The sequence below is a fragment of the Baaleninema simplex PCC 7105 genome, from assembly GCF_000332355.1.
GTDB lineage: Bacteria > Cyanobacteriota > Cyanobacteriia > Cyanobacteriales > Geitlerinemataceae > Baaleninema > Baaleninema simplex.
Window position 1 is genome coordinate 2,152,481 of record NZ_KB235958.1, and the last position, 23,589, is coordinate 2,176,069.

12 protein-coding genes are annotated in these 23,589 nt (G+C 49.4%); 6 read left to right on the top strand and 6 right to left on the bottom strand.

Annotation, left to right across the window (positions count from 1 at the left end; all coding sequences use genetic code 11):
- Positions 1 to 95: 95 nt before the first annotated feature.
- On the bottom strand, positions 96 to 1,208 hold the full coding sequence (locus GEI7105_RS0111680) for a sulfotransferase family protein (RefSeq protein WP_083862366.1): 1,113 nt from the start codon (positions 1,206 to 1,208) through the stop codon (positions 96 to 98).
- 32 nt (positions 1,209 to 1,240) lie between these two features.
- Positions 1,241 to 4,696 carry an aminotransferase class I/II-fold pyridoxal phosphate-dependent enzyme gene (locus GEI7105_RS30160; RefSeq protein WP_017660642.1) on the bottom strand — a complete coding sequence of 1,152 codons (3,456 nt, stop codon included), beginning with the start codon at positions 4,694 to 4,696 and terminating at the stop codon, positions 1,241 to 1,243.
- Positions 4,697 to 5,157: 461 nt separating this feature from the next.
- Between GEI7105_RS30160 and GEI7105_RS0111690 the strand changes: the two genes are divergently transcribed.
- Positions 5,158 to 5,796, top strand: coding sequence for a TetR/AcrR family transcriptional regulator (locus tag GEI7105_RS0111690; RefSeq protein WP_026097598.1), 639 nt, complete (start codon positions 5,158 to 5,160; stop codon positions 5,794 to 5,796).
- Between the two features lie 128 nt (positions 5,797 to 5,924).
- On the opposite strand, the gene GEI7105_RS0111695 is transcribed toward GEI7105_RS0111690, so the two are convergent.
- Both GEI7105_RS0111695 and GEI7105_RS0111700 read right to left on the bottom strand, forming a co-directional pair.
- Positions 5,925 to 7,121: an IS4 family transposase gene (locus GEI7105_RS0111695; protein WP_017660281.1), complete on the bottom strand. Its 1,197-nt coding sequence runs from the start codon at positions 7,119 to 7,121 to the stop codon at positions 5,925 to 5,927.
- A gap of 291 nt (positions 7,122 to 7,412) precedes the next feature.
- Entirely contained in the window at positions 7,413 to 12,992 is a 5,580-nt protein-coding gene (locus GEI7105_RS0111700; protein ID WP_017660645.1) for a trifunctional serine/threonine-protein kinase/ATP-binding protein/sensor histidine kinase, read from the bottom strand.
- Positions 12,993 to 13,226: 234 nt separating this feature from the next.
- On the opposite strand from GEI7105_RS0111700, the gene argF reads away from it, so the two are divergent.
- Together argF and GEI7105_RS0111715 are read left to right on the top strand one after the other, a co-directional pair.
- The gene (gene argF, locus GEI7105_RS0111710; RefSeq protein ID WP_017660647.1) at positions 13,227 to 14,147 is read left to right on the top strand and encodes an ornithine carbamoyltransferase; all 921 of its coding nucleotides are present in this window, start codon (positions 13,227 to 13,229) and stop codon (positions 14,145 to 14,147) included.
- Between the two features lie 186 nt (positions 14,148 to 14,333).
- Entirely contained in the window at positions 14,334 to 15,146 is an 813-nt protein-coding gene (locus GEI7105_RS0111715; protein WP_017660648.1) for a hypothetical protein, read from the top strand.
- A 121-nt stretch (positions 15,147 to 15,267) separates the two neighbouring features.
- Here the strand turns inward: GEI7105_RS0111715 and GEI7105_RS0111720 are convergent, their stop codons facing one another.
- A complete protein-coding gene (locus GEI7105_RS0111720) occupies positions 15,268 to 16,881 on the bottom strand; it encodes a Ppx/GppA phosphatase family protein (protein ID WP_035492983.1) in 1,614 nt (537 codons plus the stop codon).
- A 502-nt stretch (positions 16,882 to 17,383) separates the two neighbouring features.
- Here GEI7105_RS0111720 and GEI7105_RS33405 point away from each other — a divergent pair.
- From GEI7105_RS33405 to GEI7105_RS0111740, 3 genes are all read left to right on the top strand, one after another.
- Positions 17,384 to 18,604: a hypothetical protein gene (locus tag GEI7105_RS33405; RefSeq protein ID WP_017660651.1), complete on the top strand. Its 1,221-nt coding sequence runs from the start codon at positions 17,384 to 17,386 to the stop codon at positions 18,602 to 18,604.
- A gap of 344 nt (positions 18,605 to 18,948) precedes the next feature.
- Positions 18,949 to 19,872, top strand: a complete 924-nt coding sequence (locus GEI7105_RS0111735) for a pentapeptide repeat-containing protein (RefSeq protein WP_017660652.1) — start codon at positions 18,949 to 18,951, stop codon at positions 19,870 to 19,872.
- A gap of 115 nt (positions 19,873 to 19,987) precedes the next feature.
- The gene (locus GEI7105_RS0111740; protein ID WP_026097600.1) at positions 19,988 to 20,866 is read left to right on the top strand and encodes a 4-hydroxybenzoate solanesyltransferase; all 879 of its coding nucleotides are present in this window, start codon (positions 19,988 to 19,990) and stop codon (positions 20,864 to 20,866) included.
- A gap of 17 nt (positions 20,867 to 20,883) precedes the next feature.
- Here GEI7105_RS0111740 and GEI7105_RS0111745 read toward each other — a convergent pair whose 3' ends face one another.
- On the bottom strand, positions 20,884 to 23,562 hold the full coding sequence (locus GEI7105_RS0111745; RefSeq protein ID WP_017660654.1) for a P-loop ATPase, Sll1717 family: 2,679 nt from the start codon (positions 23,560 to 23,562) through the stop codon (positions 20,884 to 20,886).
- Positions 23,563 to 23,589: the final 27 nt, after the last annotated feature.

The following is a 23,589-nucleotide window of genomic DNA, read 5'->3' on the forward strand; positions in this document are numbered from 1 at the left end:
CTTATACATCCCTATTTGCAAAATTAATAAAGTACAAAATCATCAAAACAAAATCATCAAAATTTTAATCTTTAAATCAGAGTCCTCGAACTCAATTATTTAAGAACTGGTGGTTGATATCCCCATCGTTCGATCCATTTGTCCCAATTTCGATCGACTATATCTACAGTTTCTGGATGGTATTGGTAGTTATTTTGTTTGTATTGTTTTTGGCTGTCTAAGTACTTTTCAAACAACGGCAAAGCATTTTGAAATCCAGAAATATTTAGGCGATCGTAAATACTTTCCAGAGCTTTTAATGGTTCGTGTTTGATTTGCTCGAAACTGATTTCAATGAGTCGATCTTCAGGAACTAACTGACTTTGGGCATCATAAGCTTCCATCATCATAACATATCGTTTTAAAATTCCTCGATACAATTCTTCTAAAGGAAATAGATTTTGTAATCGCATATTTTGGGTATGTATTTGAATCATTTTGACATTCGATTCAAACACTTCATAAGGATTTCGATAGATATGTATAAAACGTGCTTTCGGAAAAAGTTCAATTAATGTAGAAATTCTACAAGTATTCACAGGGTTTTTCAAAAGCAAAGGGCGATCGTCGAACGCCAAGCTTATTTTTTTCAAAAACCACATATAATCTTTCTTCCAGGCATCAATTTCCGTTTGAGTTAAATTGTTAAGTAGGGCATAGCGATCGAAAAATTCATTAGCAATTCTCGGGAAAATAACAGCATGATAAAATGAGGATTTGGAGTAAGATAGTAGTGCTTCTTCTTCTTCCTCTGGAACGTCAATACCCACTTTGACTTTGTCAAAGCCGCGTTCCTCGGGTAGTGTTTTCGATAACAGACTTTTGAATGCTTCAAATGTAAAAAAAGTCTTGGGATAGAAGACTTGCATATGACTGGGAGTTCCCCACTGCAAATCTTGGCTGAGTATATTGTGTAAGTATGTAGTACCGCTTCGCCAATAACCTATCACAAAGATAGGACTATCATTAATTTTTGTATTTTCAATTTGAGTGCGATATGCAAAGTCTTCATATATGGAAAAAGGAAATTCGATCGCAGTACCTAAGAGAAACAAACACGCACGGCCGAAGTAAGGGAGATCGATACCATACTTGGTTATAAAATACAAAAGGGTAGACAATGAGTTTTGTCGGAAAGGATTTTGATACATTGTTTTCGTTGTACTCATGGCGATCGCTCCTTCAATGTTACTGTTACAAGCTACAGATTTTTTAATAGCTTTGCAATAGTCTGGACGGTGTATTTAATTTGCTCTTCAGTATGCAAACACGAAACAAAGAATCGCAATCGAGCTTCGTTAAATTCTACGGCTGGATATCCGATCGCAAAAACATTGATTCCTTCCTGAAAAGCTAAGTCTGCTAGTTTTGCTGCGCGATCTGAATCTCCTACAATAATTGGAATTACGCTTGAATCTTGACTGTTTCCCGTATTTAAGCCTTCTTGTTTGGCTAACGATAAGAACAGATTAGAATTGTTTTGAAGCTGTCGTACAGACCGGGAATCAGTTTGGACTTTTTGAATTGCTGCAAGTCCGGCTGCTACATTAGCAGGAGAGGCTCCAGTACTAAACAAAAATCCTGGGGAACAATGTTTTAAGTAATCAATTAAAGGTTGACATCCCGCAATATATCCTCCACTACTTCCTAACGCTTTACTAATCGTTCCCATCCAGACATCAACGTCACTCGAATCGACTCCGAAATATTCTCCTACACCGCGTCCCGTCTTTCCTATGACACCAATTGAATGAGCTTCATCGATAAACAACCAAGATTTGTAGCGTTTTTTAATTTCAATGAGTTTTGGCAAGTTTGCTAAAACATCACCATCCATACTATAAACGCCCTCGACTAAAATCAGAGTTCGCTGATAGCTCAATCGTTGCTCTTTTAGGGTTGATTCTAACGCCTCTAAATCGTTGTGAGGGAATGCAACCATCGTAGCACCAGATAATTTACCACCCATAAGGGCGCTATTGTGCATACATTTATCATACAAAATTAAATCGTTCTGTCCGACAATGGAGCTGATTGCATATACGTTAGTTGCATGACCGTGACCAAAAACGATCGCGTCTTCCGTCCCTGTCCAGCTTGCAATCGATCGTTCTAATTGCTGGTGTAGAGAAATTTCTCCAGATACAATCCGACTGGCACTCACAGAAGTACCATATTCTCCAATAGCTGATTTGGCAGCTTGACAAACATCAGGATCGATCGACATTCCTAAATAGTCAAAGCTCGAAAAATCAATAAGTTCTCGCCCTCGAACTACAATATTTGCTCCTGCCGACTTCTTCTTAGCCTTAAAGTAAGGATAGTCTAAGTTGTTCGCTTCAAAAACTGAAAATCTTTCTTTGAAGTCTATATATTCAGGAAGTGAGTCAAAGCGATAGTATTCTTTTGAGATCGTTTCTAAAGACTGAAATTGAGTGTCGGTGAAAGCAGTATTAGATATTGTTGTTTTGATATCTTTAACATCAACTTGATGGAGAGAATTTAAAACCTTTAACTTTTCAGGTAACCGCTCGGAATCGTTGCTTAGCCGATAGAGAATATGTTGACTTAATTCTCGAATCGTCGGATAAACAAAGATAGTTCCCTCAGCAAGCCGAACGTCTAGAAGTTTTTCTAGTTCAGAGGCAAAGTCAATTGATTGTACTGAATCTAATCCATAATCTACAAACTGAGAGTCTGAAGGAATATCTTCAACCGTCATTTGAGAATTAGTTTTTTGGACGATCCATTGCTTCATCCAGCTTTCTAGATTTTCGAGCAATTTGGGATCTTCGAGTACGTTAATACTATTCATTCGATTCTCAGATAATTTTTCAGGACTCGATTCAATTTCTTGTTGCTGTTCTGAATTCGACTTAGTTTGTATTTCGCTTAATTCGCTTGCTAAATATTTTTGTTTGCACAGAGAACGCTGGATTTTTCCACTCGAAGTTTTGGCAATTGAGGCTGTTTTAATTAGAACGATGTCATAAACTTGTATTTCATGTTCTGTTGAAACTGCTCTGCGAATATGCCGTTTTACTTCATCGATCTTGATTTTACGAATGTATTCCCGCTTGACTTCTTGAACGACAATTAATTTTTCTTCTCCGTCAATTTCTACGGCAAAAGCTGCTCCTGAATTTTCACGGAGCGATGCGTGACATTTTTCAACCGTAAATTCGATATCTTGAGGATAATAGTTGCGTCCTCGAATGACAATTAAGTCTTTGATACGTCCTGTAATAAACAGTTCGTTAAATTTGATAAATCCTAAATCTCCAGTTCTTAAAAACGGACCTTCCTTCGTATCTTGTAGATAAGCTTCAAACGTTTCTTTTGTTTTTTCTGGCTGATTCCAATAACCTCGAGCCACACTAGGGCTTTTAACCCAAATTTCACCGATACGATCGCTAGAAACTTGTTCGAGCGTTTCGGGATCGACGATAGCTATTTGCGTATCTAACCAAGCACGACCACACCCAACGAAATGACTGGTATTCGTAAAGTTAGTAGAATTCGCCGGAGTAATGACCACTCGATTTTGTTTTAAGTCATCGTTTTGCAAGGTAACACAAGGCGGACGATCTCGAACCAAACCGCCAGAAACCATTAACGTAGTTTCTGCCATCCCATAGCAAGGATAAAAGAATTCAAATTTAAAATTGCAAGGTTTGAAAAACTCAGCAAAACGTTTTAAAACTTCAAATCGTATGGGTTCGGCACCATTGTACGCTGTCACCCAAGATCCTAAGTCGAGGGAATCTCTTTCGTCTGAACTAATTTTTTCGAGACAAAGTGCATATCCAAAATTGGGACTTCCGCAATGTGTTGCTCGGTATTTTGAAATCGCTTTTAGCCAACAAATAGGTTTACTGACAAAAGTTTCAGGAGACATCAAAACTCCATGAAACCCTGCATAAATAGGCTCTAAAATACCATCAATCAAGCCCATATCGTGAAAGACAGGAAGCCAAGAAACTGAAACAGTTTCAGAATTTAATTGAAAAGCTGTTTGAATATAATTTAAATTGTGCAGTAAGTTTGCATGGTCGACTACGACACCTTTAGGATTTCCCGTAGAGCCAGAAGTGTATTGAAGAAAAGCAATTGTCGATGAATCGATCTCTGGACTCTTCCAGCTTAAAACTTCTTCATTTTTAATCGTGTTGGTTGCAATACAAGCAATTTGATTTAATTTTGGGCTTTTATCGAAATGCTTTTGAATCGATCCAATTCGAGATTCTAGAGTAAGTACGACCTTCGCGTCTGAATCGTCAATAATCGCCTCTAGCCTCGACATTTTCTGGTTTCTTTTGGGAGGATAGACTGGAATGGCAATTACTTTTGCATACAGACAGCCTAAAAATGCTTCGATGAATTCTAAGCCAGAAGGATACAGTAGCAAGGCTCGTTCTCCAGGGGAAGCGTATTTTTGTAACTGAGCTGCGATCGCCTTTGCTCGTAAGCTCAATTCCTCATAGTCGATTGTATTGACGTCCTCTTCTCCATCGACTAAAAAAGTGAAAGCTGTTTGTTTCGGCTGTTGTCTAGCTCTAAATTCTAAGACTTCAAGCAGCGTCTTGAATTCGAGATCTCGATTTGACAAAAACGCACTATTATCCTCTAGTTGATACGCATCGTTGTAAATAGCCATATTAAACCCTCTGCGATATTAACGCAATAAATTATGTTAGCGATCGAAATTCTAGATAAACTGAAGACTGCACTACAGCGGCAGTGAGAAGATCGTTTCAACGATAGCCTTGTTCTGTAGAAAATCCAGTTCCAAAAATTGTCTTGAATCTAAACTGGTACTCTCTCACCAAAATTCAGAAAGAGCAAAAAGGACGTATCAAAACGATTGACGAGCTGTAAACGTTTGGATGTGAGTGGAGTCTTCAAGGTGCGAGTATTATTCACACTGAGATATGATAGATGAGAGACGCAACAGAAAAGTACATCGTAGAGAGCTGTGTGCCAGGAGGTACTTCTCTGAAAGCTGAGGATTTCTCACCTTTGCTCAACACGATAATGCTGATGACCTGTCGCTGTCAACCGTCATTGCATAATTAAAAGCTATTATAGTGTTAATTTTTGTTAAGCAAAAATTATAATATGAAAGAAAATAAGCCATTTCGCCGTTTACCTCAGCAAACTCGCAGCTATCAGCGATTTAACCAGATCGTCGATGCCGCAGCTCAAGTTTTTGAGGAAGTGGGTTACGAAGCTGCTTCAACAGAACTCATTGCAGAGAGAGCAAATACTTCAATTGGTTCGCTTTATCGTTTTTTTCCCGATAAAGCGGCGATCGCATATGCGTTGGCAGAACGATATGCAGAGCAAATGAAAAGCCTTTTTGCCACTTACTTTAATTCCTCAACCGTACTTTATTCTCTCGAGGAAGTGGTTAGCGAGACGGTTAATGCATTTGATAAATTTTACACGAGTCAGCCTGGATGTCGCGAAATCATGTTACAGTCGCTGATTTCACCGGATATACAAGCTGTCAACAAACAAGCAGACAATCAAATTATAGAACAACTCGATAATTTCTTTGCACTCCGAAACCCTACCCTCGATCCCGATCGACGTCGATTAGCTACTTTAGTTACTCTCGAAATTACGAACGCCCTACAACTCTGGTCTTTACAGGAAAGTGATGAATTTAGGGAGCAAATTATTACGGAAACAAAATTTGTTTTGATTCGCTATCTCACGCCACTTTTTGGAGATATTAACGACGCAAAAAATTGATGATTTTAATATTTTAAATCGAGCAAAAATCAATATAGTATAGTAATTTTAAATCAGTTGTGTAACAAAATCGGGAACAGGGAATCGAATTTTTTTGGTGTTTTATCGCTGAGAGGGTGACAACATAGCTAGACCCCCTGCCTCACAAGGGATAGAGCCTCTAGCCCTCGTTGAAAATGGAGAGATTTGTGAGGCTTCAACGCCATGAGCGCCAACATCCAATCTCTCCAGAGCAGCAGGGATTGACTCCAAGCATAACCGGATAATCCGAGGGAAAAAACACTATGATGAGGAAAACCTTGAGGGGTCAGGTCTGAACGACCTAAATAGGATTGGACGTGAGATTCAAGGAGACGCTGACCCGAACGAGTTGCTAACCAATAGGCTAAAGTCATGAGCAAAATGAGCGCCAAAAGTCGCGGAGGACTGACTCGAGTTGACTCAAGATTGTAGCCGCCACTTTTGCAGTCTCGGAACATCATTTCAATGCCCCAACGCGCTCTGTAAATTTGGCGAACTAATTGAGCATCTGAGAGAGTGGTCAGCAATAACCAAGGTTCTTTCCCTCCTTTCCCTCGATAACGACGTTTCCAATAAACGCCGAGATTAAGAGCGCGAACTGGTTCTTCTTTGTTGACATTAACGTTTTCAAAGAAGTGATACTGTCCCGGTTGAAAGCCTCGGTGTTTTAAGGCTTGGCATCGAGTCTTGGCATCCGCCACATAGGTACTTTTCTTCTGTCGCAATACAGCGTCCGCACCTCGCTTCCTGAGCCAGTCTGCCAGTTTAGCACTCTGAAATTCTCGGTCGCCTACTACCACCACTGGATAAGGTTTTAATAGCTTCAATACCGGCGCTAATATTTTTTGCTGTTGCCTCAAGGAACTGCTGCCTAATTGGGGTAATAACTCCCAATAGACCGGTAAAGCATGAGTCCCCCAAATTAGAGACACCATGAACAAATTCCGGTCTCTCCATTGAGTTCGGTCAAGGACGACCACCAAATATTTTCGAGACTTTAAGGTGAGTTGAGGACGCGCTCGTCGCTGTTCCCGATTGAGGTGGTTGCCGCGATATTCAGCTTTCAGCCACCTCTTGATAAGGGGAAACCATAACAACTTGGCACTCAACTGAGGCAACTTCAGAAATCGTTGCAAGCTGGTGACGCGACTGTCGTATTTTATCGGTTGAGGAAAGAACTGCGCTAACGTCGATAATTTGACTTGCCGATGCATTTGCAGTATCCAGACCAGCCACTTTAAGATCCCAATTTGCTTCTCATTGAGATGGATGCGCAGAAAATCTTGGTAGAATGTCGGTAGCATTTTTTTGTTGGGGTGGCCGCAAACGCCACCCTCTTTTTTGGGACTCCTCTATTCTCTCAAACAATTGTCCCGTCTGGCTTCCGTCTACCTTGTCACCCTCTCAGGTTTTATCGACGACTCTTTTGATACTGCTATCTATGATAGAAAATCATCTGATTTCGATTTTTTACGGGCTTAAGCAACAAGCGATCGCCAAATCTAGAAGGAATAACTGCACGATAATCACAGTCATTCATGCGAGTTGAAGCTTCCCGATTTAAAACACTCAGTTCTACTGGCGATCGCCCCAAACTATTGAGACGTTCGATCGCTTGCTTTCTGCTCTCTTGGGAGTTCCATCTCAAACGTCGTTCCTTTCCCTAACTCAGAGTGACAGGCGATCGCCCCCCCATGTTTCTCAACAATAATTTGTCGAGAAATCGACAGTCCTAAGCCCGTTCCTTTCCCCACCGGTTTCGTCGTAAACTGCCGCTCGAACATATTCGATCGCACCTCTTCAGACATTCCAATCCCGTTATCGGCGATGCGAACGAACACCCGTTCTCCATCTTCCGACAGTTCAGTTTCGATCGCGATCCAATGGGGAGATTCTTTTAACTCCTGATAGCTGCGATTCTGACAGGCTTCTTCGATCGCGTCGATGGCGTTGGCGATGAGGTTCGTAAATACCTGGTTCAGTTGTCCGGCGTAACATTCAACTTCGGGAATCTCTCCATACCGTTCGATCGCCTGAATCTCGGGACGAGCATCGTTAGCTTTCAACCGATGTTTGAGAATCAACAGCGCGCTTCTGAGGTTGTCGTGTAAATTCGTACGAACGGGTTTGTCTGTATCTGTACGAGAAAACGTTCGCAACGCTTTACTAATCTGGCGAATGCGATCGATCCCCATCTGCATCGACGACATCAACTTCGGCGCGTCTTCTAAAAGATACTCCAAATCGATTTCTTCGGCGCGATCTTCAAACTCTTGTCCCGGATCGGGAAAGCGATCGCGATACAATTGTAAATAGTCGCTCAAATCCTTAATATAGTTGTCCGCCAGGGTCAAATTTCCCACAATAAACCCGATCGGATTGTTAATTTCGTGAGCGATTCCCGCCACCAACTGGCCTAACGCCGACATTTTCTCACCCTGAATCAATTGAAGCTGGGCGCGATCGAGTTCCCGAACCAACTGTTCGAGTTCCTGGCTGCGTTCCCGCTCTCGCCGTTCTGAGTTTTTCAAATTACGATAGAGCGTCGCGTTTTCGATCGAAATCGCAGCTTGCGAACACAACAACCCTAACAAATCCAAGCGATCGCGCGTAAACGCCCCCACCGTCAAATTATTTTCCAAATACAACACTCCCACCAACTTTCCTTGACGTTCGATGGGATAACACAACAGCGATCGCGGTTTGAACTGCCGAATATACGGATCGTTGGCGAACGTAGACGCCTCCGCCGCATCGTTGAGAACCACACTTTCCCGTCGTCGCGCCACATAGTAAATCACCGATTTCGGCAACGACTCGCACGCCTCCACAGCGATCGACTGACGAACCGTCACCTGTTCCGTCGTCACCGTTCCCGAAGCTTCCACCATCAACCGGGCCACGTCTGTCGTGCTGTCCGTCTCCAACTCCGGCGAGTCGTAGCGCTCGGCGAGAATGAGAAACCCCGTTTGAGCGCCCGCGTTTTTCAGCACGACGTTCATCAGTTTCTTCAGCAACGACTCGAGAACGATTTCGCTCGATAACACGTGCGTCGCTTCGATGGCCGTCGCGCGAAAGAATTCCGTCCCGCTGGCCCGAACCAGCGTGTCCGTCGGACGGGTCAAGGCCGTTTCCCAAATTTGGCCCGTTCGATCGGCATTTAACGTTAACGTGCGATCGAACTGCCATTCCGAACCGGCCGTCATCCCCGCTAGCAAATTCGGATAGCGATCGCCCAACGCCCGCACCTTCGCCGTCGCTCCCCAGACCCGGTAACTGCGATAGGCTTCCGCCAAATACAAACCCGCGATGGACTCGCGACCCCAATCGAAATAAAACCGCGCCGCTCGTTCGTTCGCCAACGCCACCTCTCGCACGTGACCGTACTGTTTCGCCGTGGCGATGGCGCGATCGAACCGATCCATCGTATTGAGATAGTCTCCCGCCACCCGATAGGTTTCCGCCTCCACCAACTCGAGAAGATGTTGGAAATTTTGGGGCATCCGTTTCGCCCAACGCCGTAACTGTCCGAGATCGGCTTCGACGTCCTCCGCCACATTCTCCGTCACCCTCTCCGACGTTGCCAATCGTGCCAACAGTCCGTAAGCAACTTGATAGGCGCGATCGACCGTTCCCACCGCGATCGCCTTCAAGTCCTCAGCGGCCGTCGCCGACACCACCGCTCGGTCGAAGTCCGATAACAGCACCCACAACACCGTTTGCGCCACCTCCATACAGTACAGTGCCGCCCGTTGCTGGCGTTCGTGCAGTTGCGGGTACTGAGTCGCGATCGCGTAATGCTCGCCGTCGAGCTGCCAGGGATCGGCCGCGTGTCCTTGCAAGTTCGCCGAGAGCTGACGCCAGACCAACACGCAGGCCAAGGCCGCGTTCTGCTCGATTTCCCGTAACAGGGCGATCGCCATATCTTGGAGTCGCACCGCTGCCGACAGCGTCGCTTCCGACCAAAACGCCCCCGAACAGTAGACCGTCGCAGCATGACCGCATCCCGCCAAATCGCCCACCTCTCGGGCGTGTTGCAACCCCTCCCGCAATCGCGGTAACAACGATTTCAGCGGACGATACCAGGGTTCGACGCGACCGGCCGTCACCGCGACCACTAACCCTTCGAGTCGCCGGTCTTCATCACTGTTGAGGAGTTGCTGGGCGATATCTGCCGCGTCCCGTCCGGCATTAGGGTCGTCGGCCAAGCCGCACAACAGCGCCCCGTACCACGCATAGGCGGCCGCCGAATCGCCAGCGTGGCCTTGTTGCCAACTCAGTTTCAGTTGAGTCAACACCGCCTGTCGCAAGATCGCCGCATCCGTAAAGGCCGCCGTCGTCGCCACAGCACTCAACAACGTCATAGCCAAACGGTCGTAAGCACTCTCAGCCCTAGGGAGGAGAGCGAGGCGATCGCGCGGGGGAAGGAGCGCCCGAGGATCGCGCGGGATCGGCGTGTCTTCCCAGGGAACGCCGAGCATTTCGACCGCTGCTTTGCCCATACCCAACGAGCGAGCGATCTGATTTTGGATGCCGTAAACCAACGCTTGTAACTGGTAGGCTTTGGCTTTATCGAGGCGGTTGTTGGCGTGGCTTAGAACCGTTCGAGCTAGCACTTCGGCGCGATCGAAATGAGTATTGACCGCCGCCACCTCGATCGCTTCGAGATGCAGAGACACCGTCAGGTCGTACTCCCGTTCCCATCCCCACTCCGCCATCGCGTTCAGTCCCACCTCGAGATAGTCCTGAGCCGTTTGAGAGGCTGCGGCCGCCTTCGCTTTACGAGCCGCGATCGAATTGAGCTGAGCCAGTTGCCGTTTTTCCTCCGGGCGCACCATCAAGGCCGCCCCAGCGTTTAACTGGTTGACGATCTCGAAAATCCCTTCCTCCAGAGCTTCCGGCGGCGTACTTTTCAACAGCAACTTTCCGATTTGCAGCCGAACGTCCTGCTGGATTTCCGGCGAAATCAACGAGTAGGCCGCTTGCTGGACGCGATCGTGCAGAAATTTATAGGCGATATGAGAGCGATCGAGATCGGCATTGCGATCCTCATCGGCGTCCGGGTCGAGGGCGAGGGGAATTTTGTACGCATCGCTGAGGGGAACGATCGTCCCTTCGCGAACCGCCGGCCAGAGATCCGTGGCAGTACGCTGTTGCGATCGCTCGTTGACCACCGACAACACCCCCAAATCGAAGCGGTTGCCGATACAGGAGGCGAGCATCAACAAATTTTGCGTTTCCAACGGGAGCGTCCGCAACTTACGAACCGTCAGTTCGATCGCGTTTTCAGAAATATCGAGCGTTTCCAATTGCGCCACGTCCCACTGCCAGCGTCCCGTTTCGGGGTCGAGGGTCAGCAAGTTTTCTCGCTCGAGAGACAGCAACAATTGCGTCAAGAAAAAGGGATTTCCATCCGTTTTGCGGTAGAGCAAACCCGCCAGCGATCGCACCTCTTCTCGAGGCAACCGTACCGTATCGGCCACCAGTTCCTCGACACAGTCGCGATCGAGATCGTTCAGGGTAATGGTGTCCCACGCGATCCCGCGATGGTGCAAATCTTCCAACAGCAGCATGAGCGGATGGGTGGGAGTGACTTCGTTATCCCGATACGCTCCGACCACCAACAGCGATCCAGCGGGACGGAGTCCTTTCGCGGGTTCGCTCAACAAAACGTTCAACAACTTCAACGACGCCGAATCGGCCCATTGCAAATCGTCGAGAAACAACACCAACGGATGCGTCTCCCGAGCGAACACGCTCAACAGCTTTTGAAACACGTCGTTGAGGCGATTTTGCGCGTCTAGCGATCCCAAAACGGGCGCAGCCGGTTGAGGTCCTAAAATTGGCAGCAATTCGGGGAGAATTTCCACCGCCACCGCCGCGTTCGCCCCTAACGCCCGAGAGAGCGTTTGTTTCCACTGCACGACCCGAGCGGGACTTTCAGCGAGGAGTTGTTCGGCCAGCCCCGACAATCCCTGTAAAAACGCAAAATACGGAACGTTCCGTTTCAGACGCTCGAACTTACCGCTGGCGAAATAGCCGCGACATTGGGCTACAGGTTTGTGAATTTCGCGAACCAGCACCGATTTTCCGACTCCCGAATATCCCGCCACCATCAGAAACGCCACCCCACCCGACGACCTCGGTGCAGACTCCGCTCCGCTGATGCGCTCGAACGCTTCCATCAACCGTCGGACTTCCGCGTCCCGTCCGTAGAGTTTCGAGGGAATTTGTAACTCGATCGCCACATCGTGACGTCCGAGAGGAAACGGTTGGATGCTGTCTCCGCGTTCCAACTGTCGCCGACAGTCTTGTAGGTCGGCAATTAAGCCAAAGGCACTTTGATAGCGATCTTCGGCCGTTTTCGAGAGCAACTTCATCACCAAATCCGACAGCATACGAGGAATCGTCGGATCGATCGATTCCGGCGGCGTGGGAATCTTGGCAATGTGATAGTGAACCAGTTCCAGAGCGTCGTCGCTGCGAAACGGCAGTTGTCCCGTCAGCAGTTCGTATAGCGTCACGCCAAAAGAGTAAAAATCGCTTTTGAAGTCGAGGGGACGGTTCGTGCGCCCCGTTTGTTCGGGAGACAGATATGCCAACGTTCCTTCAAGGGTGTTGACGGGGTTGAGATTGGGGCGTTCCTGAGACAAACGCGACGCGATCCCGAAATCGATCAGTTGGACGCGGCCGCTGTCGCGATTGTAAATAACGTTCTGCGGTTTGATATCCTTGTGAACGATTTTGGCCAGATGCAGGTCTCGCAGCGCTTGCGAGAGTTGCACGGCAATGTCGAGACACTCGAGAAGCGACAGGCGTTGATGGCGGGCGATCGCCTCGAGAGACTGACCGCCGATATCTTCATAAACGGCCGCCAGGTGGTGATTGCGGTACGAAACGAGTCCGTAAGCTTTGACGAGATAGGGACTGTCGAGGGATTTGGCGATCTCGTGTTCGTGGCGAATGCGGGCGAGATCGACCAGGTCGGGATAGTCCGCGCGGGGTGTTTTGAGAATTACCGGCCGTCGGTCGTGCTGGCGGTAGCCGCGATACACAACGGTTTTAGCACTTCGATCGATTTCTTCGACGATCTGGTAGCCAGAAATAGAAATCATCGCTTCATCGAGAGCAGGGGAATCGTTGGGCGGGGCGACCGTCGCGCGGACTGGTTGCAAACCAAATCCTAATCAAGAGCCTATGGTATATTCTATCAATCTTGCTATCTCGCCATCTCGCATTCGAGAGCGAAAGATAGGGTTACGATACGGTGGAGAAACGATGCTGTAACCGGGTCGCGTTCTGAGGCGATCGCACGTGTCGCACGTGCAGGACGCAATTCTCGAGCAAGGGTTACGGTCGGTTCTTCGCGGTTTGCGATCGAACGTTAAGTATCAATTTATCGATTTAATATGACTGGACTGATAGGACGCGATTTTCTGAGTCTAGCAGACCTCAGCCCAGAGGAGGTGAGGGGACTGCTGCACCTGGCCGCCGAAATGAAGGCGGGAAGGGTCACGCCACAGTGTCGTAAGGTATTGGGATTAGTGTTTTACAAGGCATCGACCCGCACTCGCGTCAGCTTTTCTGTCGCGATGTTCCAACTCGGCGGCCAGGCGATCGATCTCAACCCCAGCGTTACCCAAGTCAGTCGCGGCGAACCCCTGGCCGATACAGCCCGCGTCCTCGATCGCTATCTCGACGCAGTCGCCGTTCGCACCTTCGATCGAGCCGATCTCGAAACCTTCGCACACTACGCTGAGATTCCCGTAATTAACGCGCTGACCGATTTCGCACACCCTTGTCAGGCATTGGCGGATTTGCTGACCGTACAGGAACAGTTCGGCCGCCTCGACGGAACGACCTTAACCTACGTCGGAGATGGAAACAACGTCGCCCACTCCCTTTTACTCGGCTGTGCGATGGTGGGGGCAAACGTGCGCGTGGCGACCCCGGAAGGCTTCGAGCCGAAACCGGAAATCGTCGAACGCGCCCAAGCCATCGCCAACGGACGCAGCGAAGTGACGGTCACGCACGATCCCGTCGCGGCGGTCAAAGACGCTAACGCCCTCTATACGGACGTGTGGGCGAGCATGGGACAGGAATCCGAAGCCAGCGATCGCCTTCCCCACTTCCAACCCTATCAAATCAACGATGACTTATTGGCGAAAGCCGACCGCGAGGCGATCGTCCTGCACTGTCTCCCCGCCCATCGCGGCGAAGAAATTACGGAATCGGTTCTCGAAGGATCTCAATCTCGCGTTTGGGATCAAGCCGAAAACCGAATGCACGTCCAGAAAGCCCTATTAGCCAGTCTCTTAGGCGCAGCATAAGTCAGGGAGCCAGGGAACAGTGGAGAAACTGTCAACTGTCTCCACTGTTCCCTGGCTCCCCCTCTCCCCCTCTCCCCCTCTCCCTGGCTCCCCCTCTCCCCCTCTCCCCCTCTCCCCCTCTCTTCCCTGTTCCCTATTCCCTGTTCCCTGTAAGATAGAGTCGGTTCGAGACCACGCAAAGCTGTTATGTCGCAAACTCCACCGCCGTCTGACGATCGCCCGGAAAATTCTGCATCTCCTGGGATCGTTCGATCGCTCCTCGTGCGCGTCCTGCGCGGGACGTCTTCGGTATTGAATCGCTGGGCCGATCGCCTCGAGACCGAACCGACTGCAACCGAAGTTCGATCGCCTTTAACCAGTCCTTTAGTCTGGATTGGTGCGATCGCAGCGGTGGTTATCGTGGCGATCGGTGTCGTTCCCCTATTCTCCTCTCCCTCGGAACCGGCCGCCCCAGAAGTGGCCGTTCGCGAAGGCGAACCCACGCCAGAAATCACCGTCCGCGAAGGCGAACCCCTACCCGAACCAGCCGCAGAAGTCCCTCCCGCAGATGTGGTGGAACCGGAACTCGAACCGGAACTCGAACCGGAACTCGAACCGGAACCCAAAGCCGAACCGGGTATTCCTTCAGATTTATCCTCTCCCGATTTAGCCACCCCTCTCGAACTCGCTCAGCCAAAGTTGACCCCAGAACAGCAACTCGTAGCCGCCGTGCGCCGACAAATCGTCCAAGTCGCGAAACCTTACGAAGATAACGAGTTCGTTACGGCGGTCAGTGCAAATTTTGAAGCAGACTTGCTGCGGGTAAAACTAACCTCACAGTGGTACGACCTCACTCCTCCCGCTCAAGACGAACTCGCAAACGACCTGTGGTCGAAAGCGCAATCGCTAGATTTTACTCACGTTGAAATTGCAGACGAAGGCGGAACCTTAGTCGCCCGAAATCCCGTCGTCGGCGATCGCGCGATCGTCGTTCAACGAACCCGAGATGTATTGATGTGATGAGAGGGGGAGCAAGGGAGCAGGGGGGATAAGGGGACAAGGAAGAAACTGTTAACTGTCCATTGTCTTCACTGGTGACTGGTGACTGGTGACTGGTGACTGGTGACTGTAAAAAGCCTCATTATCTCTCCACTGCGGCCAAAGTGGCGAAGAGTTTGACGCCGAATTCGTCTTCAAACACGCCTTTTTTGTAATCGAGACTCCAGCGTTCTAACTCACAGGGATCGTTGGGATCGACGGGATACAGATATAAATCGAGCTGTTTGGCATCCCGTTTGTATCGAGTGCGAACTTTCTCGATCGCGCCGATTTGACGGCGATCGAGGGCGATGGCCAACCGCATTAAGCCGCTTAGCTGTCGCACGAGCTGGCGATCGCGGCTCGATAGGTTCGCGTAAGCATCGTGTTTCTTTTTCGGGGCGCTTTTACGGTGGTATCGCGCGAGATTGGCGATCAGTTCGATTTCGAGTTCGGTATATCCGAGGAGTTCGCCGTTGCGAATCAGATAGTACGAGTGTTTGTGATGCGCCGAGTGACTGATATAAATTCCGCAGTTATGCAAAATCGCCGCCGCCCACAGTAACTCCCGTTCGCTGTCGCCCCAATCGTGGAGTTCTCCCTGAGTACTGTCGAACAAACTCAACGCGAAATCGGCGATGCGTTCGCTATATTCGAGATCGACGCGGTACTTTTTTGCAATTTTCAAGGTACTGCGTTCGCGCACGGAGCTTTGATAGCACAGTTTATCTTCGATCAAGCCCCGTTTGAGCATCCAATCGACGATAACCCCTTCACGCAACGCCCGTTCGCAGACGATGAGTTCTTCGGTTCCCAGCATCGACATGGCTTCTTGGAGAATCGTCGCCCCCGCGAGGATGATTTCGGCGCGACGTTCGACCATTCCCGGAATGTCGAGACGTTCTTTGTAATCGCTTTTACGGAGTTTTTTGACCCACTTTTGCAGGTTTTTCAAACTCAGATGATAGCCGTTGAGAGGGGTCGGCGTCGAACCGAGTTCTTCGATCGCGTCCATCGTCGCCAGGGCTTCGATAGTTCCCGAGGTTCCCACGAGACGGGGCGTTTCGCCGGGTTTGAGACGAGCTTGCAATTCTTCGACGGGTCGCTCGAGCATTCCCCGCACGTACCCCTGTAGGGCAGTGTATTCAGTACTATCGATGGGGTCGGTGGTCACGAATTCCCCCGTCAGACGCACCGCACCGATTTTGGTACTGCTGAGGGTTCGCGGTTCCTGACCGTCCCCGAGGATCAGTTCGGTCGAACCGCCGCCGATATCGATGACGATGTGGGGTTGGCGATCGAGCTCCATTCCCGACAAGACACCAAGATAGATGCGCCGGGCTTCTTCTGGCCCCGAAATCAGATCGATCGACAGGTCGAGTTCGTCTTTGACCCGTTGGATGAAGGCGCGACCGTTGGGAGCTTCCCGCGTCGCACTGGTGGCGACGGCGACGATGGCTTCGGCGTGGAGACTGGTGGCGATTTCTTTGCAGCGGCGTAAAGCCCCCAGAGAGCGTTCGATCGCATCGGCTTTGAGGTTTCCCGTTTTGGGATCGCGATCGCCCAAACGTACGGTTTCTTTTTCGCGGGTAATGATGGTAAATGCCGGAAGTTCGGGTTGAATGTTAACGACCACCATGTGAATGGAGTTCGTCCCGATATCGATCGCCGCGAGGACAGTATTCGACGGCACCGACACACCTCGAGATCGAGCCATTCGGATATGATTTGTTTGTGTAATATCTACCATCTTTGAGAAACCTCGGGCGATCGTGAAAGGGGACGTTCGGTTTTGTGAGGTTTGATGCCGATTCCCCTTGGCGACAAACCGTTTCGATTTTATCGCGATCGCGTCGGGATCTACCTAATTCATCAAGCGAGTTTGCAACGGGAGAACGTCTTGACGGCATCGAATTGTTAGAGCTACAACAGCGGCATTAGTGGGGTTACAGATAGTATCGATCTCGCGATCGCCCGACTGTTGTGTGCGAAGTCAGTCCTCATCTGACTTCGACCGACACCAGCAGCGTTCTCCACCGGGGTAGAATTTCGCTGTCCGACAGCTCGAGCGATACTGAAGGGGTTTCGAGACCCTGCGTAAAACTGTCAAACACGCTATCCTCAACAGCGAGGTCGATCGCTAACTCGTTATCGCAAGATTTTATCAACAGACCCGTTACGCGGCTTCTCGCTTTCCTAGCTCAATCCGGTGTGCCACCATGTTCGACGCTGATGACATTACGGGAACTAAAATTCAAGGTCCTCAAGATTTGTTCGATATTCGAGGAACGCTGTTACAAAAAACCAATCCTTTACGAACAAAAATTTTGATTTTTTCCACCATTTATAGACAATTTGATTTTAGCGATCGTGATTGGTTGACACTTAAAACTCAAGATCTCGATAGTTTATTGCGTCATTTGTTTGAAGCTTGCCCGACCTTAAACGAACTCGAAGAACGACTCAATATTGCTGCGCGAGAACTCGAAGGAGCTGATGAAAACATCCGTTCAGTTCGGGTTTTAGTTCGCTGTTTCGCATCTTTTTACCAACCTAACCAACCGAGAGAAACATTCGACGCTCTCTCGCCTTCCGAGTCTTCAGCGAACGCGTCTGCGACCTCGTCTTCTAATTTCTCTTCAAATGTGGCTGAAGAAGTCGAAGACATCGAAGCAAAGAGGTCACTCGAGGAACCCCCCACACCAATCGAAGAGGAGGACGAAGAACCTGATGAAGAACACTCTTGCGTGTTGTGGGAAGACTCGTCGCTCGAACCGTCTGTGAATTTAGAAAACTCCTCTCCCGAAGCCGAAGCCGATCGCTCCTACTGGCGCGATTTTTCGCCTTCCCCTTCCCCGCGTCTGGCCGATCGCCTCCTGCAACATCTAGCGACTAACGATCGGGTTCGAGAACTGGTGCGCCTTCGTTCCCGCGATCTCACCGACACCATCGCTCAAGGAATCGCCGACTTAGAAGGTCAACTCGATGACGAACCTGCGTTCCTCGACGCTGAAGAACAAATTCACGTCAAACACGATGCGGTCAAATATCTCCTCGACGACCTGCGAGCCAATCTCGATCGCATGGGACGTATACTCGAGCGACAAATTGCCGTTCACCTGTTGCACGTGACGCCCTCTCCCGCAGCCGATCCAGATTTAGCCTTTAAAGACCAAGCCCGTCGGGGTTCTCCCAAGGCGATCGCCGATTGGCTCGACCGACGTTTCAAGCATCAAGGGATTACCGTTTTAGCCACTCAAAAAGAACGCTGTCTGCACGTCTTTTTAGAACTCTCCGATATCTCCGATCCCGCAGAACTTTCAGCTACGATCCGACAAAATATCTTAGAATTAAACTTAACTACAGTCGATCGTATCGAAATTCACGGACGGAAACCAGGTCTAAATACTGTTGAATGGACGAGAACTATCGAAATTTAATCATCGATCGAGCCTAAAACGCATTTCGTTTTGAAACGATCGTGGAGTTTGTCAAGCTGTTTTGCAAAATATTTTTTTCTCTCACTATAGCAGTTCCAAATGGATCGTCAAAAATTAAAACACCCGAAAAAATCTGATTCCCCGTTCCCCGTTCCCCGTTCCCGATTCGGCTCTTCGGAGTTTAGGGTGACAGAAAAACTAACTTCACGAGATTTCAAGGGTTTTGGCTCTCGAATCTTCAATTTTTTGTATCATGCTATACATTTATAACCACAAACTCCGAAGACCCCCGATTCCCTTTTTGTCTCAATTTTGTTACACAACTGATTTAGGGTTGCTATACAATGGACGCGCGTGAAGTTTTAGACTGCTATAACACTGGAAAAACAGATTTTAAAAGCGTCAATTTATGCAACGCCAATCTTAGCTGCGCGGAGTTGATGGGAATTCATTTGAGCGGAGCGAACTTACAAGGCGTTAACTTTGCGTTTGCTTACCTCAGTCGCAGTAAATTCGACGGAGCCAACCTCATTCAAAGCAAACTGGCTGGAGCCAACCTCAAACAAGCCGATCTTCGTAACGCTCACCTGCGAGACGCCGACCTTCACGGAGCGATCTTACAACGGGCTGACTTGCGGCGAGCCGATCTCAGCCTCACCGTTCTCTTAGATGCGAATTTGTGTGGGGCGGATTTACGAAACGCCAACCTCAGCGGTGCCGATCTGCGCGGAGCTTGTTTGCGGGGGGCAAACCTGCGTTACGAACGTCGAATGTACGATCCGGTTAACCTGCGCGGGGCGAACCTGCGTTATGCGGATTTGCGAGATATCGACCTGAGCTACGCTGATTTGACGCGGGCGGATTTAATGGGAGCGAACCTAGCGCGAACGAACCTGCGGGGTGTAAAACTCACCCAAGCGCGTCTGAAATGGACGAATCTGAGCTTTGCAACCCTGGTCAACGTAGAATTAAACGAAGCGGACTTGCGGGGGGCGGATCTATCGAGCGCGACAATTTCGAGCGCCCGCCTCTCTCAAGCTAGACTTCAGAAAGCAAAACTGTCTCGGGCAAATTTATCCCGAACGGATTTGAGTCGCGCCGACTTGCGGGGGGCAGATTTACGGGAAGCGAACTTACTCGAAGCGAACCTCGTCAAAGCGAACTTGATGGAAGCTAAGCTCAACAACGCCAACCTGTTCGACGCCGATTTGAGTTTAGCGAAAACCCAAGGGGCAGACTTCACGGGAGCCACGCGCAACGACGAATAATCGAGACCTCCGATCGAATTCTGTTATTTTGAATAAAAAGGCGATCGAGTTGGAACGCCCGTTTCGACAAGATTTCCCCGTTCCGTTCGCGACGTTCTCGGCGATATCCTCAGCTATGCTGACACAACCGCAATCCGAACCCACTTGGAAAATTATTTTGCGTCTGCTGCGGTGGGACAAACCTGCCGGACGCCTGATTTTGATGCTTCCCGCACTCTGGGCGGTGGTTTTGGCAGCGCGGGGAACGCCTCCTATTCCCCTGATTGGCGTTATCGTTTTGGGAACGCTGGCCACCAGCGGCGCTGGATGTGTCGCCAACGACCTCTGGGATCGCGATATCGACCCGCAAGTCGAACGCACGAAAAGCCGTCCTCTGGCCTCTCGCGCCTTGTCAGTCAAGACAGGCATCGCGGTAGGAGTTTTGACGCTATTCTGTGCGGCGGGACTGGCGTGGTATCTCAATCCGTTTACCTTCGCATTGTGCGTGGCCGCCGTTCCGGTCATTTTGCTGTATCCGGCGGCGAAACGGGTGTTTCCGGTGCCTCAGTTGGTTCTGTCCATCGCCTGGGGATTTGCGGTGTTGATTAGCTGGAGTGCGGTCACGGGAAATTTGCAACCGGCGACGTGGTGGTTGTGGGGGGCGACGGTGTTGTGGACGCTGGGCTTCGATACGATTTATGCGATGTCCGATCGCGAGGACGATCGCAAGATTGGTATTAATTCGAGCGCCCTGTTTTTTGGGGATGCTGTGGTAGGGGCGATCGCTGTCTTTTTTGCGGGAACGGTCGCTTGTTTGGCCGCTGTCGGCGTCGCGATGGGTTTGGGATGGAGTTTCTGGGTAGCGTTAGCGGCGGCGTTTGGCGGTTGGACTTGGCAGGTGTGGCGGTTGCGACACGACGATTTACCCCGTTCGGCTTACGGGGAACTCTTCGGACAGAACGTCTGGATTGGGTTTCTGTTGCTGTTGGGGATGACGTTGGGCTGTTGGGTTTAGCGGTTGGGGGCGATCGATTACGCTTGTCCCGATCTCGTCATCCTAAGCCCAAGACGGTATAAATCGGGAACTTTATATCGCTGAACTCGACCGTCAATTTCTTCGTAGACTGACAGTAAACCGACTTCGCGGGCTAAATTCACTTGTTCTTCTAAATCCTTCAATTCTCCGGCTTCGACGGGCGATCGACCGATCGATTTGAGGCGATCGGTTAACGGTTCGAGTTCCGTGAATTCTTCTTGAATTAACGCACTCAGCGCGGCTTCTGATACTTTGGGTAACGATTCGCTCAAAGCACGGGGACGAATGAGGGTTTTATGATTCGGTTCTTTGGACTGATTTTGAGATTCTTGGGTATATTCTCTAGTTTCCCATTCTTTGGCTTCTTGGAAAAGACGCAGTAAAAAACGAGGGCTGCGCTCTTCGTTAGCATCCGTTAAGCGATTCCAAACCCAGTTTTGAGTAAATGCCGATTTCCCGCCTCGCATCCGTTCGCCAACCAAAAGATTCCAAACCTGTTTGACTTGTTCTTCTGACCAATAGTCGATATTTTCAAGAGAAGTGTTCGTGAAAATTGAGGTATCTTCGAGCGTCGATCGCACGAGATTTTTAAATGTATTCGATCGCACGGCTTGTTTGATGGCAATTTTGAAAAAGTCGGTACGATTCGACCAGGTTAAAACAATCGAACGCCCGAAAAAATGACTTTTATTGCCAAACTTTAATTGTCGCCAAATATCTTCTCGCAGTAATATTTTAAACCGTAAATTTTGCAGGCTGTCACCAAATTCAATGACGAGAGAAAGTAAGGCTTCGATCGCCTGAGTTCGTCGTTTTCTGGCGGCGTCTCCATTGCCAAAGCTGGTGTCTAACCCATCAAACAACAGTAGAGTATTGTTACTCAGTTGACAATCGAGTTTTTGAAGCCAGTCTTGAGCCAACAATCCCAGGCGATCGAGGGATAGCAACTCGGAGACGTATTGAATGAAATCTAATTCACTAAAAACAGTTTCTTGTGGCAATTTATTGAGGCGATCTCCCAAAATACTTTGTCTGTTTTTCTTCAGAAAATTATTGAGGCTTGAATAACAAGAAATGCAAATTTCAAGCAGCCAGAAATCTCGCCAGCTTTTAGAGAGTTTTTGAAGGTCGCGATCGATTTCTTTAAATCCTTCTGGCGTAAGAATCCAAAACCGATCGTCTTTCAGGGGATTGGGAGACATCACTACAACGCGGGAGCGTCGATCGTCTTCTGTAATTCGACGAAAAATCGCTGTTTTCCCACTCCCTTTACGACCACGAATTAACGGAATTTCAGGACGCAGGGCGCGGTTGATAATGTCAGTCGGAACAAAGGTTTCTAGAAAATTTTGTTGATGTTCGGCCGTTCCGCTTGAAAAATTTAACTCTTCGAGAATTTGCGGTTTGAGCTGGGGTAAGTTTAACTGTTTCGACAGACGTGCGAGCTGTTGTTCGCTGCGAGTTGGCAAGAAAAACTCGATCCACTCGGCGATCGCTTCGTAATCCTTCCAAAGATCGCGATCTCCCGAAACGCCGTCGGAGGTGGCGATAACATCGCGATAGGAGACAAAGTGGGTAATTTCGGTTTCGTCGATCGCGGGAGCATCCGGCCGTTGTTCGGTAAGGCGATCGAGCCATTGGCTAATCCATTCGATCGCTCGGTGTTGATACCGTTCGACCACTTCCGGCGCTTTGCTGGCGGGAATGGGTGATACGATAAAACGCGGTTCGGGAGCCAAATTCCCAGTACGGCGGGTTCGCGAGGCGAGTAAGGCGCGAACGAGGGCTTCTGTACCCGTTTGGGCTTGAGGATGGGGAAAAAAAGTGACGATCGCCACGTCGGCGAGGTCGAACAATAACGGCGCGTTTAGCGGTGTAATTCCAGTTCGCGCGTCGAAGAGGACGATTTCGGGTTTGAACGACAAACTCGAACTGAGGCGATCGAGCAGTTCCCGTAAAGGGTTGCTGTCTTCGCGATACCACGCCGCCGGATCGATGAAATTCAACAAGCGAGCGTAATTGGCATCGGGTTTTCCCGCCGGGAGACAATATAACTCGTCTAATTCCGACAGACGCAAAATTTGAGATTGCAGATCGGGATCTTCGCCGCGATCGAGCGCCACCAAAGACGGTAACACCCCCTGTCCCGGTTGAATTTCGGCTTCTCGTCCGAACAACGCCGCTAAACCCGGCGCTTCTAAATCGAGATCGACACAGAGAACGGTGCGACCCCGCCGCGCTAAAATTTGCGCGGTGTAGGCTAAAGCCGTCGATCGACCGACGCCCCCCCGCAACGAGTAAAACGTGGCAACGATGGGAGGTTCGAGATCGTCGTCGAGATCGGAGGGGAAGACGACGGTTTTGGGAATGTTTTGACCTCGCGCTAAGGCTTCGGGCCACAGGGGTAAATCCTCGAGATCGCTGTCCGTGGGCAGTTTACCCGCCCACTCTCGCTCTTCTGGCGTTAGTACGTCGAGCCATTCGATTTCCAGGGTTTCGAGTCCTTTTAAGGCAATTTGACGACGCTCGATATTGGAGCGATCGGCAAAGTTGGGAGAAATCACGACAATTCGCCAACCGGAAAACGGATCGGGTTGCACGCGAATCTCCTCGATCGCGCAATTGGCCGCCTCGAGATTGGCTTTAAGACGAGTTTTAATGTCATCTCGATTCATACCGTCGGAATCTTCTGCTGGATACCC

Bases quoted from the DNA above. Each gene is read 5' to 3' on its own strand.
- GEI7105_RS0111680 (WP_083862366.1), bottom strand. From the start codon at position 1,208: ATGAGTACAACGAAAACAATGTATCAAAATCCTTTCCGACAAAACTCA.
- GEI7105_RS30160 (WP_017660642.1), bottom strand. From the start codon at position 4,696: ATGGCTATTTACAACGATGCGTATCAACTAGAGGATAATAGTGCGTTT.
- GEI7105_RS0111690 (WP_026097598.1), top strand. From the start codon at position 5,158: ATGAAAGAAAATAAGCCATTTCGCCGTTTACCTCAGCAAACTCGCAGC.
- GEI7105_RS0111695 (WP_017660281.1), bottom strand. From the start codon at position 7,121: ATGCTACCGACATTCTACCAAGATTTTCTGCGCATCCATCTCAATGAG.
- argF (WP_017660647.1), top strand. From the start codon at position 13,227: ATGACTGGACTGATAGGACGCGATTTTCTGAGTCTAGCAGACCTCAGC.
- GEI7105_RS0111715 (WP_017660648.1), top strand. From the start codon at position 14,334: ATGTCGCAAACTCCACCGCCGTCTGACGATCGCCCGGAAAATTCTGCA.
- GEI7105_RS0111720 (WP_035492983.1), bottom strand. From the start codon at position 16,881: ATGGCTCGATCTCGAGGTGTGTCGGTGCCGTCGAATACTGTCCTCGCG.
- GEI7105_RS33405 (WP_017660651.1), top strand. From the start codon at position 17,384: ATGTTCGACGCTGATGACATTACGGGAACTAAAATTCAAGGTCCTCAA.
- GEI7105_RS0111735 (WP_017660652.1), top strand. From the start codon at position 18,949: ATGGACGCGCGTGAAGTTTTAGACTGCTATAACACTGGAAAAACAGAT.
- GEI7105_RS0111740 (WP_026097600.1), top strand. From the start codon at position 19,988: ATGCTGACACAACCGCAATCCGAACCCACTTGGAAAATTATTTTGCGT.
- GEI7105_RS0111745 (WP_017660654.1), bottom strand. From the start codon at position 23,562: ATGAATCGAGATGACATTAAAACTCGTCTTAAAGCCAATCTCGAGGCG.